This window comes from Kitasatospora griseola (assembly GCF_044999035.1).
GTDB lineage: Bacteria > Actinomycetota > Actinomycetes > Streptomycetales > Streptomycetaceae > Kitasatospora > Kitasatospora griseola.
The window spans coordinates 4,882,471-4,898,228 of sequence record NZ_CP173360.1; the positions used below are offsets into that span (position 1 = coordinate 4,882,471).

A 15,758-nucleotide genomic window follows, 5' to 3' on the forward strand; every position below is an offset into this window, starting at 1 on the left:
ATCCTAGACGGCCGCCTTCCGGGTGGCGGCGGGTGTGTCTGGACAGGCATTCGGACAATTCGCTGAAATGCTGACAAAGTTCTGTCCCGCGACCGGAGGTGGCTGCCGTGCGCCCCAAGAAGGAACCGACCCGCCCCCTTCCGGCCGGCCCCCGGCCCACCGGGCCCAAGCTGTGGCTCGGCCCGGCAGCGGTGCTGGCCGCGGCCGCGCTGCTGGTCACGGGCTGCTCCAGCATCGACGACGGGTCCGGTTCCAGTACGGCGGCCGGTGCCGCCACGACCGCGCCCGCCACCTCCACCAGCGACCAGCTGGAGCAGAACTACCAGCAGGTGATCTCCCAGGTGCTGCCCTCGGTGGTGCAGATCACCGCGGGCGACAGCCTGGGCTCCGGGATCGTCTTCGACGACAAGGGCGACATCGTCACCAACGCGCACGTAGTCGGCACCGCGCAGACCTTCACCGTGACGCTGGCCAACAGCACCAAGCCGCTGGACGCCACTCTGGTGGGCAGCTACCCGCAGTCCGACCTCGCGGTGATCAAACTGAGCAGTCTGCCCAACGGCCTCAAGCCCGCCACCTTCGCGGACAGCTCCAAGGTCGCGGTCGGCCAGATCACGCTGGCCATGGGCAGCCCGCTGGGCCTTTCCAGCAGCGTCACCGAGGGCATCGTGTCGGCGGTCGGGCGCACCGTCACCGAGCCGCAGACCTCCGGTTCGCCGGGCGCCACCATCGGCAACATGGTGCAGACCTCGGCGGCGATCAACCCCGGCAACAGCGGCGGCGCGCTGGTCAACCTCTCCAGCCAGGTGATCGGGATCAACACCCTGACCGCGGTGGACCCGGAGCTGGGCAACGCGGCCGCGCCCGGCATCGGCTTCGCCATCCCCGCCGCCACCGTGACCAGCATCGCCAACCAGCTGATCACCAGCGGCAAGGTCACCAACTCCGGGCGGGCCGCGCTCGGGGTGACCGTCCGCCCCTACTTCGACACCAACTTCCAGCCCGCCGGGGCGGCGATCGTCTCGGTGGCCCCCGGTGGACCGGCGGCCTCCGCGGGGCTGCAGGCGGGCGACGTGATCACCAAGATCAACGACACCGCGATCACCAGCCCTTCCGTGCTGACCACCGTGCTCGCCTCGTTCTCCCCGGGCGACAAGGTGACTGTCGGCTACCAGCGCGACGCCCAGAACCAGACAGCGGAGGTCACCCTGGGGACGCTGTAGCCCCGCCCGCTCGGGCCCGGAGTGCCGTACCGCGCAAGGGAGACGGCACCCCGGGTCCGTCCACGCCCGGGCCGGGCCGTCAGGCCCGGCCGACCCGGGTGCGCCAGGGGAGCTCGACGGCTATCGACGTCGGGCCGCCGGCCGGGCTGTCCACCACGAACACGCCGTCCACCGACTCGGCGCGCTCGGCCAGGCCGGCCAGGCCGCCGCCCGGGCGGACCTCGGCACCGCCCCGGCCGTCGTCCTGCACCGTCAGCATCAGCCGGTCGTCCTGCCGCCAGAGGTCCACCGAGGCGGAGCGGGCGCCGGAGTGCTTGGAAGCATTGGTGAGCAGCTCGCTGACGGTGAAGTAGGCGATGCCCTCGACCGCCGAATCGGGACGCCCCTCGCCCAGCTCGACGTGCACCTTGACGCCGCCGGGCAGCGTGCAGCGGGCCGCGACCGAGGACAGCGCGGCATCGAGCCCGCGGTCCGTCAGCACCGCAGGGTGGATGCCCCGGGCGAGATCGCGCAGCTCCTGCAGGGCCAGCTTCACCTCGCCGTGCGCCGCGTCGACCATCTTCTGGGCGGCCACCGGATCCTCCGACAGCTTCTCCTTCGCCAGGCCCAGATCCATTGCCAGTGCCACCAGCCGGGCCTGCGCGCCGTCGTGCAGATCCCGCTCGATGCGGCGCAGATCGGCGGCCGCGTGGTCGACCACCGCACCGCGGTCGTCCTCCAGCTCACGGACCCGCTCGGCCAGCGCGCCCGGCGACAGCAGGCTCTCCACCAGCAGCCGGGAGACCCAGGCCAGCCCGCGCACCGCCCACGGCAGCACCGGCCAGCCGACGATCAGCAGCACCAGCGTCACCGTGAAACTGAGGATGCCCCAGGGCAGCATCAGCAGGCAGTACAGCGCGCTGCGCCAGCTCAGCCCGTCCGACAGCGACGCCACGACCCAGCCGGCCGGGCCCGGACGCGTCGCCACCAGCGGCTCCGGCTCGGCGACCCGGCTGCCCAGCGAGACCCGGGCCCGGGCCCGGCCCAGCCGGCCGAACAGCCGGCAGCACGTCAGCCCGAAGGCCAGCAGCGGCAGCCCGACGACCGTCACCGCCATGCCGAGCCCCGCCGACAGCAGCGTCACCATCACCGTGAAGGCGGCCAGCCCGATCGGGAAGTTCAGCAACTCGTGCTGGACCCGCTGCCACATCTCCGCCCCGTACAGCGACGGACGCTTCGCCTCGTCCTCCATGGTCGGCGCCCTCTCCTGATGCTCGCCGTTCTCTGACGATCACCAGCATCCCGGTTGCGGACCGGGCGCCGCCATGGTGCTGCACTCCGTCTTCGTCCGGGGGTTATCCCCACCCCTCGCGCTGAACCCCGGTCCCGGCGGGCCAGCAAGCGGAATTCCGGCGAGTGTCCACCGGACGTCTTGCAGACCGGGCAGATGGGGGAGTAGACGAGCGGTGCACATAGACTCCCGCGATAGCGATGGTTATGGACGGGCAAAGAAGAAGGGCGTAATCCATGGAGTGGCAGCCGCTCGCTGCCGACCCCGCCGCCGGCAGCGGCTACTTCGACGCCTACGCGGCGATCGGCCTGCTGGCGGTCATCGGCGTCCTCTTCGTCACGGTGGCCTTCACCGCCAACCGCCTGCTGCGACCGGTGGTCGACACCCCGGAGAAACTGCTCGCCTACGAGTGCGGCGTCGATCCGGTCGGCGAGGGCTGGGCGCACACCCAGATCCGCTACTACGTCTACGCCTTCCTGTACGTGATCTTCGCGGTCGACGCGATCTACCTGTTCCCGTGGGCCACGGTGTTCGCCGCCGCCGGCTTCGGGGCGGCCACGCTGGTGGAGATGTTCGTCTTCATCGGCTTCCTCGCGGTCGGACTGCTCTACGCCTGGAAGAAGGGCGTTCTGGAATGGACGTGACGCACTCCCACGGGACGCCCGGTCGGGGCCCGGTCCCGCTCGGCATCCCCGACCCCGCCACCCCCGGCGCCGCCGTCGAGCAGCGCCGCCTCGGCCCGCTCGCCCGGCTCGCCCCGGACCCGGTCAAGGTGGTGCTCAACTGGGGCCGCCGCTACAGCCTCTGGTGCTTCAACTTCGGACTCGCCTGCTGCGCGATCGAGTTCATCGCCGCGTCCATGGCCAAGCACGACTTCATCCGAATGGGTGTCATCCCGTTCGCGCCCGGACCCCGACAGGCCGACCTGATGATCGTCTCGGGCACCGTCACCGACAAGATGGCCCCCGCCGTCAAGCGCCTGTACGAGCAGATGCCCGAACCGAAGTACGTCATCTCCTTCGGCGCCTGCGCCAACTCCGGCGGCCCCTACTGGGACTCCTACTCCGTCACCAAGGGCGTCGACCAGATCATCCCCGTCGACGTCTACGTGCCCGGCTGCCCGCCCCGGCCCGAGGCGCTGCTCCAGGGCATCCTCAAGCTCCAGGAGAAGATCGCCGCCGAGGACGTCCCGCAGCGCTACGCCGCACCCGCGGCCGCGCTGCGCCGCCCGCTGCAGGCCGCGCCCGCCCCGACCGAGGAAGGCGAGCGGTGACCGAGAACCCCGACGTTCCGACTGCTGCCGAGCGCACCGCCGCCGCGATCGGCCCGTGGGCCACCGCCGCCGAGGCGTACGAACTGCTCACCGTCACCGTCCCCGCCGAACACTGGATCGAGGCGCTCACCGCCGCCCGCGACGTCCTCGGCCTGGCGTTCCTGGACTGGCTGAGCGCCGTCGACGAACTCGCCGAAGGCTTCGCGGTCTGCGCCCACCTGGCCGCCGTCGGCGAACCCGGCAGCGTCCGCCGACTGCTGCTGCGCACCCGCGTGCCGCGCGACAAGGCAGTACTGCCGACCGCCGTCGGGGTGTACGCCGGCGCCGCCTGGCACGAACGCGAGACCCGGGAGATGTTCGGCATCGAGTTCCCCGGCCACCCCTACCCGGCCACCCTGCTGCTGCCGGACGGCTTCGAAGGCCACCCGCTGCGCAAGGACTTCGTCCTGGCCGCGAGGGTCGCCAAGGACTGGCCCGGCGCCAAGGAACCCGGCGAGTCCGACCACGGCGGCGGCCCCGCCCGACGCAAGATGCTCCCGCCCGGCGTCCCCGACCCGAACGAGTGGGGCCCGCTCAAGGGCACCCTCCCCCCGGTCGCCGAACGCCCCGCCCGCGCCGCGAGGGCCGGCGCGGGAGCCGGCGTCGACCGCCCCCGCCGCACCCGCACCGTCGGCGAGGGCTCCACCAGCCAGGCCACGACGCCCCCGGACGCGACTCCCGCCGCCGACGCACCGCCAGTACGCGCCGACCGCCCGCGCCGCAGCCGAAGCGTGGGCGAGGGCTCGGTCAGCCAGGCCGCCCCCGAGACCCCCCGCCGCCCCACCCGCACCCAGTCCTCCGACGCCCCGTGGCACGCCCCCGTCCCGGCCCACGAGACGCCTGCCGGCGCGAAGCCCGAGGCGGAGAAGCCTGCGGCTGCGGCGGCCGAGGCAGTGAATTCCGAGGCTGCGGGACCTGAGGCCGCGAAGCCTGAGGCCGTGGAGCTTGAGGCCGTGAAGCCTGAGGCTGCGGAGTCCGAGGTGGCCAAGCCCGAGGTCGCGAAATCCGAGATCGCACAGGTTGAGCCTGGGGCGGCTGAGTCTGTGAAGCCTGACGCCGCGGAGCCCGAGGCGGCGGAGGCGAAGCCCGTGCAGCCTGAGTCCGCAGCGGCCGAGCCCGCGCAGGCCGGGGCCGTGGCGGCGGAGCCCGTGCAGCCTGAGTCCGCAGCGGCCGAGCCCGCGAAGCCTGGGGCCGCGAAGCCCGAGCCTCCGGCGGCGGAGCCTGCGAAGCCTGAGACCGCGAAGCCAGAGCGTGCAGAGGTGAAGCCCGCGGAGCCCGAGTTCACGCAGGCCGAGCCTGCGGCGGCTGAGTCCGTGAAGTCCGGGGCCGCGAAGCACGAGCCTGCGGAAGCAACGCCCGCGCACACCGAGCCCGCGACGCCCGAAGCCGTGCAGGCCGCGCCTGCGGGGGCGGAGCCCGAGCCCGTGGGGCCTGGGGCCGCACAAGCCGAGCTCGCCGGGCCTGCGCCTGCGAAGCCTGAGGCCGTGCAGCCCGAGCCCGCGAAATCTGACACCGCGCAGCCCGAGCCCGAGCCCGAGTCGCAGCCTGAGTCCGAACCGTCCGAACCCGATCAGCAGTCCTCGCAGCCCTCGCAGAACGGAGACAGCGCGTGAATCTTCTCGACACGCTGCTGCGCTGTGTCGGCACGCTGGTGGCGTTCCTGGTGTTGCCGTTGGTGGTCGGGCAGGCCGAGCACAAGGTGATGGCGCACATGCAGGGGCGGCTCGGGCCGATGTATGCGGGCGGGTTTCACGGGTGGGCGCAGTTGGTGGCCGACGGTGTGAAGTTCGTGCAGAAGGAGGACGTCGTTCCGGCGGGGGCGGACCGGCGGATCTTCCGGTTGGCTCCGGCGGTCGCGTTGCTGCCGTACCTGTTGGTGCTGCTGGTGATTCCGATCGGGCCGAACGGGCTGGTCGGGCAGGCGGTGGACGCGGGCATCTTCTTCGTGCTGGCGGTCATGGGCATCGGCGTGCTGGGTTCGCTGATGGGCGGTTGGGCGTCGGCGAACAAGTTCTCGTTGCTGGGTGCGCTGCGGACGGCGGCGCAGCTGATGTCGTACGAGTTGCCGATGCTGCTCGCGGCGGCGTCGGTGGCGATGGCGGCGGGCACCGTCTCGTTGCCGGGGATCGTGGACGCCTTCCACTGGTGGTGGGTGCCGTGGCAGCTGATCGGCGCGTTCGTGTTCTTCACGGCGGGTCTGGCGGAGCTCCAGCGGCCGCCGTTCGACATGCCGGTGGCCGACTCGGAGATCATCTTCGGCGCGTACACCGAGTACACCGGTCTGCGGTTCGCGTTGTTCCTGCTGTCCGAGTACGCGGGCATCGTGGTGCTCTGCGGGCTGACCACGGTGCTGTTCCTGGGCGGTTGGCACGGCCCGTTCTCCGACGGCCTGGGCGTGGTGTGGACGTTGGCGAAGACGTTCGCGCTGGCGTTCGTGGTGCTCTGGCTGCGGGTGACGTACCCGCGGTTGCGGGAGGACCAGCTGATGCGTTTCGCGTGGACGGTGCTGATCCCGCTCGCCCTGGCCCAGCTCGCCCTCACCGGCATCGTCAAGGTGGCGATCTCCTGATGAAGTTTCCCGGCTCCGGCCTGGCCAAGGGCCTGGCCGTCACCATGCGGACGATGACGCGGAAGACCGTCACCGCGCAGTATCCGGACGTGCAGCCCGAGCTGCCGCCGCGTTCGCGCGGCGTGATCGCGCTGCTGGAGGAGAACTGCACAGTCTGCATGCTGTGCGCCCGTGAGTGCCCGGACTGGTGCATCTACATCGACTCCCACAAGGAGACGCTGCCCGCCGCCGACCCGAACGCCCGGGCCCGTACCCGTAACGTGCTGGACCGTTTCGCCATCGATTTCTCGCTCTGCATGTACTGCGGGATCTGCATCGAGGTGTGCCCGTTCGACGCGCTGTTCTGGTCGCCGGAGTTCGAGTACGCGGAGACCGACATCCGCGAGCTCACCCACGAGCGCGACCGGTTGCGCGAGTGGATGTGGACCGTCCCGCCGCCGCCCGCGCACGATGTCGCGGCGGAGGAGCCCAAGGAGATCGCCATGGCCCGAAAGGCCGCCGACAAGCTGGCGGCCGCGGCCGCCGCTGCCGCCGCCGAGGAGGGGGAGCAGAGTTGAGCGCCCTGCTGGCCGCGGCGGGCTCGTTGGAGCCCGCCGCGCGCTCGTACCTCTCGCCGACCGGGCAGGAGATCGTCTTCCTGCTGGTCGGTGTGCTCGTGCTCGGTGCGGCCGTGGTCTCGGTGACCACCCGCCAGCTGGTGCACGCCGCACTGTGGCTGGTGGTGGCGCTCGGCGGTCTGGCGGTGGAGTTCCTGCTGCTGACGGCCGAGTTCGTGGCCTGGGTGCAGGTGCTGGTGTACCTGGGTTCGGTGGTCGTGCTGGTGCTGTTCGGCCTGATGCTGACCCGGGCCCCGATCGGCAGCTCCCCGGATGCGGACTCCGGCAACCGTCCGGCGGCGCTGGCCGTCGGCGTGGCCTCCGCCGCGACCCTGGTGACGCTGGTGGTGGACGCGTTCCGCTCGTCCTGGATCGACCTGTCCGGTCCGGTCGGCACCACCCGGCTCACCGGTGAGTTCCTGTTCTCGCACTGGGTGCTGCCGTTCGAGGCGCTGTCGGTGCTGCTGCTGGCCGCCCTGGTCGGCGCGATCGTGCTGTCCCGCACCAAGGGCGACCGGACGAAGCCGAGGCCCGGGAACCTGCGCACCGCCCTGACGAAGACGAAGGAGCGCTGAGCGTGCACCTCGCCTATCCCGCGGTCCTCGCCGTGCTGCTGTTCAGCGTCGGCGTGTACGGCGTGCTCGCCCGGCGCAACGTCGTCCTGGTGCTGATGTCCGTCGAGCTGATGCTCAACGCCGTCAACCTCAACCTGGTCGCCTTCGACGTCTGGCTGCGCGACACCCTGCACGCCGGCCAGGCGCTCACCCTGTTCACCATCACCGTCGCCGCCGCCGAGATCGGTCTCGGCCTGGCCATCGTGCTGCTGGTGTACCGCACCCGCCGCACCGCCGCCGTCGACCTGGTCACCGCGCTCGGCGACCGGCACGAGGCGGACGCGGCCGAGGAGAAGGAGCAGGCCGCCGCATGAACCTCGCGCTGCCGATCCTCGTCCCCGTGCTGCCCGCGCTCGGCGCCGCCGCCGGCCTGGCCACCGGACGCCGCAACCCCTCGCTGGCCCGCCCGCTGGCGGTGCTGCCGGTCGCGGTGGCCGCCGTCCTCGCCCTGGTGACGGCCGTCCAGCTGGGCACCGGCGCCACCCTGGACGCCGGCACCCGGCTCGCCCCCACCGGCGGCCCGGAGATCTCGCTGGCCCTGCACCTGGACGGCTTCACCTCGGTGATCTCGGTGCTGGTCGGCCTGGTCGCCACCTGCGTGCAGATCTACTCCACCGCGTACCTGAAGGACGACCCGCGCTACCCGTCGTACGCGGCGCTGGTCTCGCTGTTCACCGCCGCGATGTTCCTGGTCGTCTACTCGGGCGACCTGATCGTGCTGCTGGTCGGCTGGGAGGTGATGGGCATCTGCTCGTACTTCCTGATCGGCCACCACTGGGAGACCGCCGACGCCCGGGCCGCCTCGCTGAAGGCCTTCCTGGTCACCAAGCTCGGCGACGTGCCGTTCCTGTTCGGCCTGTTCCTGCTCGGCGCGGACGCCGGGACCTTCCGGATCACCGACGTGCTGCACACCGCCGCCACCGGCGGGCTGCACCACCCCACGCTGATCGCCCTGCTGCTGCTCGCCGGCGTGGCCGGCAAGAGCGCCCAGTTCCCGCTGCACACCTGGCTGCCGGACGCGATGGCCGGCCCGACGCCGGTGTCCGCGCTGATCCACGCCGCCACCATGGTCGCGGCCGGCGTCTACCTGGTCGCCCGGCTGCTGCCGGTGTTCCTGCAGTCCTCCGCCGCGCTGGTGGTACTGGCCGTGATGGCCGCCGTCACCATGGTCGGCTCCGCGCTGTGCGCGCTCGCCCAGGACGACCTGAAGCGCGTCCTCGCCTATTCGACGGTCGGCCAGCTCGGCTACATGACCGGCGCGCTGGCGTCCGGCGACCGGCAGGCCGCGGTGTTCCACCTGGTCTCGCACGGCGTGTTCAAGGCGCTGCTGTTCCTGGGCGCCGGCGTGGTCATCCACGCCGCGCACACCAACTCGCTCAGCGCGATGGCCCGGATGGACGGCCTGCGCCACCGCATCCCCGACGCGATGTGGACGATGGGCATCGGCCTGGCCGCGCTGGTCGGCCTGCCGCCGCTGGCCGGCTTCTTCTCCAAGGAGTCGGTGCTCACCGCCGCCGAGCACGCCGCCCGGGGCGAGGCCCTCACCGGCAGCCTCGGCCCGGCCTCCGCCGTGCCGACCGCCGTCGGCTGGACGGTGCTGGTGGCCGGCCTGCTGACGGCGCTGCTCACCGCCGCCTACGCCGCCCGGCTGTGGCTGGCGGTCTTCCACGGCCGCTCGACGGACGGCGCCGACCTCTCCCCGCAGCCCGGCGCCCCGTACTCGCCGGAGCCCGACGAGGCCGACCCGGCCCACGTCGAGCCCGCCGCGATGCGCTGGCCGTTGTGGGTGCTGGCGGTCCCCGCGATGGGCTTCGGCGTGGCCGCGCTGCGCACCGACTGGCTGCCCGCGCTGCTCGACGGCGAGTCGCTGCGCCCGTCCACCGCCACCTGGGTGCTCGGCACCGGCATCGCCGTCGCGGGCCTGCTGATCTCCTGGGCCGCCTGGCGCACCGTCACCGCCCGCACCGCCGCCGGACAGCCCGCCGACGACCCCGGACGCCTGCTGCTCGGCCCGCTGTACCGGCCCGCCCAGCACGGCTTCGGCGTCGACCGGCTGTACAGCACGCTGTTCGTCCGGCCCACCGAGGCCGCCGCCGAGCTGGTCCGGTTCCTGGACCGCGCCGTGGTGGAGACCTACGTCCGCGGCGCGGGCGCCGCGCCCGGCTGGCTCGGCCGCGCCGTGCGCTTCGCCCAGACCGGCAACGCCCAGGGCTACCTGAGCGCGCTGCTCGCCGGGGCCGTCCTGCTCGCCGTGCTGGTGGCGGTGGGATCGTGACGCACCCCCAGTTCCCCGTCCCGGCATTTCCTAGGAGCCACCGATGAACGCGGTCCTCATCGCCCTCCTGGTGCTGCCGCTGCTCGGCGCCGCCCTGATGCTCGCCCCGATCGGCGAGAAGCAGGCGCTGCGCCTGGGTACCACCGTCACCGGCGGCACCCTGCTGCTGGCGATCGCCCTCGCCGCCGGCTTCGACCACGACGCGCCGAGCCGGATGCAGGCCGTTACCGACGTGTCCTGGATCCCCGCGCTGGACGTGCGGCTGCACCTCGGAGTGGACGGCATCTCGCTGCCGCTGCTGGTGCTCACCGCGCTGCTCACCTTCCTGTGCGCGGTGTACTCGGTGAAGAAGCTCCCCGCCGGCCCCGGCGGCCGCGCCTTCACCGGGCTGCTGCTCCTGCTGGAGACCGGCATGCTGGCCACCTTCGCGGTGCTCGACCTGGTGCTGTTCTTCCTGGCCTTCGAGATCGTGCTGATCCCGATGTACTTCCTGATCTCCCGCTGGGGCAGCGGGAAGAAGGTCGCCGCGGCCAACCGGTTCATCCTGTACACCCTGCTCGGCTCCGCCGTGATGCTGCTCGGCTTCCTGCTGATCGGCGTCAAGGCCGGCACCTTCGACATGGTGAAGCTCGCCGACGCGCACGGCAGCGGCCTCTCGCACACCACCCAGCTGATCGCCGCGCTGGCGATCCTGGTCGGCCTGGCCGTGAAGGCCCCCGCCTGGCCGCTGCACTCCTGGCTGCCCGACGCGCACACCGCCGCGCCGACCGCCGGCTCGGTCCTGCTGGCCGGCGTGATGCTCAAGATGGGCACCTACGGCCTGGTCCGGGTGCTGCTGCCGATCGTCCCCGACGGCACGGCCACCTACGCTCCGTACCTGGGCGCGTTCGCCGCCGTCGGCATCGTCTACGGTTCGCTGGCCTGCCTCGCCCTCGCCCGGACGGGCGCCAAGGGCGACCTGAAACGGCTGATCGCGTACTCCTCGGTCGGCCACATGGGCTTCGTGCTGCTCGGCATCGCCTCGCTCACCCCGACCGGCGTGAACGGCGCGCTGTTCGCCAACATCGCGCACGGCCTGATCACCGGCCTGCTGTTCTTCGTGGTCGGCGCCGTCAAGGACCGCTACGGCACCGCCGACCTGGACACCCTCGCCGGGGCCACCGGCGCCGCGCTGTACGGTCGCGCCCCGCGGATCGGCGCGCTGCTGGCGTTCGCCGCCGTCGCCAGCCTCGGACTGCCCGGCCTGGCCGGCTTCTGGGGCGAGCTGCTCGCCATGTACGGCGCGTTCGACCCGGCCGCGGGCCTGTCCCGGCCCGCCTTCGTCACGTACATGGTGCTGGCCGGCCTCGGCACCCTGCTGACCGCCGCCTACCTGCTGGTCGTGGTCCGGCGGGTCTGCATGGGCGACCCGAAGCAGCCCGCCCCGGTCGCCGAGGTGGCCGACCTGCAGGGCTACGAGGCCGCCAGCTGGACGCCGCTCGCCGCGCTCACCCTGGTGGCGGGCCTGTGGCCGGCACTGCTGCTCGGCCTCTCCGACCCGGCCGTCAAGCACCTCCTCGGGAGCGGCTGATGACCACCACTCACGACCTGGGGCAGCCCCTCATGACTCCGCTCGCCGTCGCCGACCCGGGCGGCCTGATCCAGTCCGTCGACTGGGTGGCCATCGCCCCGCCGCTGATCGCCGCGCTCGCCGCCCTCGCCGTGCTGGTCGCCGACCTGTTCCTGCCCGAGGCCCGCAAGCGCCTGCTCGGGTGGCTGAGCGCCGCGGGCCTGCTCGCCGCGCTGGCCGCCCTGCTGCCGCTGGTGCTCGGCGACACCCGCTCCACGTTCTGCTTCACGAGCGGCGGCTGCTCCTACACCGCCGACCACTTCGCGCTCGCCTTCCAGCTGCTCGCCCTCGGCGGCGCGCTGCTCACCGCGCTGCTCTCGCTGCACACGGTCGAGGACGAGAAGCTCCCCGGCGGCGAGTACTGGTTCCTCCTCCTCTCCTCCGCCTGCGGCGCCGCCCTGCTGCCCGCCGCCCGCGACCTCGCCACCCTGGTGATCGCGCTGGAGGTCGCCACCCTGCCCGCGTTCGCGCTGGTCGCGCTGCGCCGGGACGGCCGGGGCGCGGAGAGCGCGCTCAAGTTCTTCCTCTCCTCCGTCACCGCGACCGCCGTGATGCTGCTCGGCGTCAGCTTCGTCTACGCGGCCGCCGGAACGATCCAGCTCCAGGGCATCGCCGACGGCCTGGCACACGCCCCCGCCCAGTTGAAGCCGCTGGCCGAGGCCGGCGCGGTGCTCACCCTGGTCGGCTTCGCGTTCAAGACCGCCGCCGTCCCGTTCCACTTCTGGGTCCCCGACACCTACGTCGGCGCGCCGCTCCCGGTGGCCGGCTACCTGTCGGTGGTCGGCAAGGCCGCGGGCCTCGCCGGTCTGGCGCTGGTCACCACGCTGGCGTTCCGCCCGTACGGCCACACCTGGGGCCTGGTGCTGGCGGTGCTGGCCGCGCTGACCATGACGGTCGGCAACGCGGCGGCGCTGCGGCAGCGCGCCGACACCCCGTACGGCGCGGTGCGGCTGCTGGCCTGGTCCTCGGTCGGCCAGGCCGGCTACCTGCTGGTGCCGCTGGCCGCCGCCGGGTACGCCGGCTCCGCCGAGCCGCTGGGGGCGACGGTGGCGTACGCGCTGATCTACGGCCTGGTGAACCTGGGCGCGTTCGGCGTGGTCGCGCTGGTCGGCGGCTCGGGCCGGCTGGAGTCGTTCCGCGGGCTGGCCGGGCGCAACCGCTGGGCGGCGTTCGCGCTGGCGTTCTTCCTGCTCTGCCTGGCCGGTCTGCCGCCGGGCGTGGTCGGCCTGTTCGGCAAGGTCGTGGTGTTCCGGTCGGCCGTGGACGCGGGCCTGGGCTGGCTGGCCGTGGTGATGGCGGTGAACGTGGTGATCGCGCTCGCCTACTACCTGAAGTGGACGGCGCTGCTGTTCGCCCCGTCCGCCGAGCAGGTCGTCGCGCCGCGCCGCGTTCCGGCCCCGCTGGCCACCGCGCTCGGTCTCGCGGCGAGCGGCGCCGTGGTGCTCTCGGTGGCTCCGCAACTGGTGTTGCAGGTGGTGTCGGGCAGCCTGTTCTGACCTGTGGTCGAATGCCGAAGGGAACGATCGGGCCAGCTCGGCGCGTTGATCCCGGCAGAAGGAAGCTGCTCCACAGGCTTCCCCGGCACCACAGGAGGGCCCGCAGTGCACCGCCACCACAACGGATTGCGGACGGCCGTTCTGCTCGGCGGCCTGTCCGCGTTGATCCTGGTGATCGGCAGTTTCTTCGGCCGCACCGGTCTGCTGGTGGCGCTGCTGATCGCGCTCGGCACCAACGCCTACGCGTACTGGAACAGCGACAAGCTGGCGCTGCGCGCGATGCGGGCCCGGCCGGTCAGCGAGATCGAGGCCCCGCAGCTGTACCGGATCGTCCGGGAGCTCTCCACCGCGGCCCGGCAGCCGATGCCCCGGCTCTACATCTCGCCCACCCCGGCGCCGAATGCTTTCGCCACCGGCCGCAACCCGCGCAACGCGGCGGTCTGCTGCACCGACGGCATCCTCCAGCTGCTGGACGAGCGGGAGCTGCGCGGGGTGCTCGGCCACGAGCTCAGCCACGTCTACAACCGGGACATCCTGATCTCCTCGGTGGCCGGCGCGCTGGCCTCGGTGGTGATGTTCCTGGTGAACTTCGCCTGGCTGATCCCGATCGGCCGCTCCGACGACGACGAGGGCCCGGGCCTGCTCGGCATGCTGCTGATCATGATCCTGGGGCCGATCGCGGCGAGCCTGATCCAACTGGCCGTCAGCCGCTCCCGCGAGTACCAGGCGGACGCCGACGGGGCCCGGATCACCGGCGACCCGCTGGCCCTGGCCAGCGCGCTGCGCAAGCTGGACGCCGGCACCCAGCGCCTGCCGCTGCCGCCCGAGCCGCAGCTGCAGACCGCCAGCCACATGATGATCGCCAACCCGTTCCGGCCCGGCGAGGTCGGCGCGAAGCTGTTCTCCACCCACCCGCCGATGCGCGAGCGGATCGACCGCCTGGAGCGGATGGCCGGCCGCTGATTCCTTCGGGGGAGGGCGCGGCGAGCGTCCGCCCGGGCCTCCGGCCCCGCTGGTAGTGCTGGACGCACTGCCAGACCCGAGGCCGGAGGTGCGGTGCGGTGACGATACTGCCGAGCGATGCCGAACTGGGCGTGACCGGCCCACCCGCACCCCCGGCACCGCGCCGCCGCTTCGGCCGGGCCACCCGCCCCCACCGGGGCCGCCGGCTGGTGATGTGGCTGACCACCACCGACCACAAGCAGATCGGCACCCTGTACCTGGTCACCTCGTTCGGGTTCTTCCTGGTCGGCGGCGTGATGGCGCTGCTGATGCGGGCCGAGCTGGCCCGGCCGGGGACGCAGTTCCTCTCCAACGAGCAGTTCAACCAGCTGTTCACCATCCACGGCACGATCATGCTGCTGATGTTCGCCACCCCGCTGTTCGCGGGCTTCGCGAACTGGTTCATGCCGCTGCAGGTCGGCGCCCCCGACGTCGCGTTCCCCCGGCTGAACGCCTTCGCGTACTGGCTCTACCTGTTCGGCTCGCTGATCGTGATGGCCGGGTTCGTCACCCCGCAGGGCGCGGCGGACTTCGGCTGGTTCGCGTACGCGCCGCTGAACGACGCGGTGCACTCGCCGAGCATCGGCGCCGACCTGTGGATCATGGGCCTGGCGTTCTCCGGCTTCGGGACCATCCTCGGCTCGGTCAACTTCGTCGCGACCATCATCTGCCTGCGGGCGCCGGGGATGACCATGTTCCGGATGCCGATCCTGGTCTGGAACGTGCTGCTGACGGCCGTGCTGGTGCTGATGGCCTTTCCGGTGCTGGCCGCCGCGCTGCTCTGTCTGGAGGCCGACCGCAAGTTCGGCGCGCACGTCTTCGACCCGGCGAACGGCGGGGCGATCCTCTGGCAGCACCTGTTCTGGTTCTTCGGCCACCCCGAGGTGTACATCATCGCGCTGCCGTTCTTCGGCATCGTCTCGGAGATCATCCCGGTGTTCAGCCGCAAGCCGATGTTCGGCTACTCCGGCCTGATCGCCGCCACCATCGCGATCGCGGGCCTGTCGATCACGGTCTGGGCGCACCACATGTTCGTGACGGGGCAGGTGCTGCTGCCGTTCTTCTCCTTCATGACGCTGCTGATCGCCGTCCCGACCGGGGTGAAGTTCTTCAACTGGATCGGCACCATGTGGCGCGGCTCGCTGTCGTTCGAGACGCCGATGCTCTGGTCGGTCGGCTTCCTGGTGACCTTCCTGTTCGGCGGCCTGACGGGCGTGCTGCTGGCCTCGCCGCCGATCGACTTCCACGTCTCGGACAGCTACTTCGTGGTCGCGCACTTCCACTACGTGGTGTTCGGGACGGTGGTGTTCGCGATGTTCGCGGGTTTCTACTTCTGGTGGCCGAAGATGACCGGCAGGATGCTGGACGAGCGCCTCGGGAAGATCCACTTCTGGACGCTGTTCGTCGGTTTCCACACCACGTTCCTGGTCCAGCACTGGCTGGGGGCGGAGGGCATGCCCCGCCGGTACGCGGACTACCTGGCCTCGGACGGCTTCACCACGCTGAACACCGTCTCCACCATCGGCTCGTTCCTGCTGGGCCTGTCCACCCTGCCGTTCCTCTACAACGTCTGGCGGACCGCGGGCCGTGCGCCGCGGGTCACCGTGGACGACCCGTGGGGCTACGGCCGCTCGCTGGAGTGGGCGACCTCCTGCCCGCCGCCCCGCCACAACTTCGTCACCCTGCCGCGGGTGCGCTCCGAGTCCCCGGCGTTCGACCTGCACCACCCCGACATCGCGGAGCTGGACCGCCTGCAGAACAACCCGGACTGACGTCCGCCGCCCGACATGCG

The 15,758-nt window shown here is 72.2% G+C and carries 14 protein-coding genes; 13 read left to right on the plus strand and 1 reads right to left on the minus strand.

What is annotated here, in order from left to right; all coding sequences use genetic code 11:
• The first annotated feature begins 170 nt into the window (after positions 1-170).
• Positions 171-1,223 (plus strand): S1C family serine protease, encoded by a 1,053-nt coding sequence (locus ACI1MP_RS22215; protein ID WP_380334729.1) that lies wholly within the window; start codon positions 171-173, stop codon positions 1,221-1,223.
• 79 nt (positions 1,224-1,302) lie between these two features.
• Here ACI1MP_RS22215 and ACI1MP_RS22220 read toward each other — a convergent pair whose 3' ends face one another.
• A complete protein-coding gene (locus ACI1MP_RS22220) occupies positions 1,303-2,454 on the minus strand; it encodes a sensor histidine kinase (RefSeq protein ID WP_404869319.1) in 1,152 nt (383 codons plus the stop codon).
• Between the two features lie 275 nt (positions 2,455-2,729).
• On the opposite strand from ACI1MP_RS22220, the gene ACI1MP_RS22225 reads away from it, so the two are divergent.
• The 12 genes from ACI1MP_RS22225 to ctaD all read left to right on the plus strand — a co-directional run bounded on the left by ACI1MP_RS22225 (position 2,730) and on the right by ctaD (position 15,738).
• Positions 2,730-3,137, plus strand: coding sequence for an NADH-quinone oxidoreductase subunit A (locus ACI1MP_RS22225; RefSeq protein ID WP_380334388.1), 408 nt, complete (start codon positions 2,730-2,732; stop codon positions 3,135-3,137).
• Entirely contained in the window at positions 3,128-3,766 is a 639-nt protein-coding gene (locus tag ACI1MP_RS22230; protein ID WP_380334391.1) for an NADH-quinone oxidoreductase subunit B, read from the plus strand. Before ACI1MP_RS22225 ends, ACI1MP_RS22230 begins: the two co-directional genes overlap by 10 nt.
• Positions 3,763-5,418, plus strand: coding sequence for an NADH-quinone oxidoreductase subunit C (locus ACI1MP_RS22235; protein WP_404869320.1), 1,656 nt, complete (start codon positions 3,763-3,765; stop codon positions 5,416-5,418). Before ACI1MP_RS22230 ends, ACI1MP_RS22235 begins: the two co-directional genes overlap by 4 nt.
• Positions 5,415-6,374 (plus strand): NADH-quinone oxidoreductase subunit NuoH, encoded by a 960-nt coding sequence (gene nuoH, locus ACI1MP_RS22240; RefSeq protein ID WP_189271511.1) that lies wholly within the window; start codon positions 5,415-5,417, stop codon positions 6,372-6,374. The genes ACI1MP_RS22235 and nuoH overlap by 4 nt, the downstream gene beginning before the upstream one ends.
• Positions 6,371-6,931 (plus strand): NADH-quinone oxidoreductase subunit I, encoded by a 561-nt coding sequence (locus ACI1MP_RS22245; protein WP_100587332.1) that lies wholly within the window; start codon positions 6,371-6,373, stop codon positions 6,929-6,931. Before nuoH ends, ACI1MP_RS22245 begins: the two co-directional genes overlap by 4 nt.
• A complete protein-coding gene (locus tag ACI1MP_RS22250; RefSeq protein ID WP_100587136.1) occupies positions 6,928-7,545 on the plus strand; it encodes an NADH-quinone oxidoreductase subunit J in 618 nt (205 codons plus the stop codon). Before ACI1MP_RS22245 ends, ACI1MP_RS22250 begins: the two co-directional genes overlap by 4 nt.
• 2 nt (positions 7,546-7,547) lie before the next feature.
• Positions 7,548-7,898: an NADH-quinone oxidoreductase subunit NuoK gene (gene nuoK, locus ACI1MP_RS22255; RefSeq protein ID WP_100587137.1), complete on the plus strand. Its 351-nt coding sequence runs from the start codon at positions 7,548-7,550 to the stop codon at positions 7,896-7,898.
• On the plus strand, positions 7,895-9,859 hold the full coding sequence (locus ACI1MP_RS22260; RefSeq protein ID WP_380334401.1) for an NADH-quinone oxidoreductase subunit L: 1,965 nt from the start codon (positions 7,895-7,897) through the stop codon (positions 9,857-9,859). The genes nuoK and ACI1MP_RS22260 overlap by 4 nt, the downstream gene beginning before the upstream one ends.
• Positions 9,860-9,902: 43 nt before the next feature.
• Entirely contained in the window at positions 9,903-11,429 is a 1,527-nt protein-coding gene (locus ACI1MP_RS22265) for a NuoM family protein (protein ID WP_189271508.1), read from the plus strand.
• Positions 11,430-11,461: 32 nt separating this feature from the next.
• On the plus strand, positions 11,462-12,964 hold the full coding sequence (locus tag ACI1MP_RS22270; RefSeq protein ID WP_100587333.1) for an NADH-quinone oxidoreductase subunit N: 1,503 nt from the start codon (positions 11,462-11,464) through the stop codon (positions 12,962-12,964).
• 105 nt (positions 12,965-13,069) lie between these two features.
• Positions 13,070-13,927, plus strand: a complete 858-nt coding sequence (gene htpX / locus ACI1MP_RS22275; RefSeq protein ID WP_100587140.1) for a zinc metalloprotease HtpX — start codon at positions 13,070-13,072, stop codon at positions 13,925-13,927.
• A gap of 98 nt (positions 13,928-14,025) precedes the next feature.
• Positions 14,026-15,738 (plus strand): cytochrome c oxidase subunit I, encoded by a 1,713-nt coding sequence (gene ctaD / locus ACI1MP_RS22280; RefSeq protein WP_380334408.1) that lies wholly within the window; start codon positions 14,026-14,028, stop codon positions 15,736-15,738.
• Positions 15,739-15,758 lie beyond the last annotated feature (20 nt).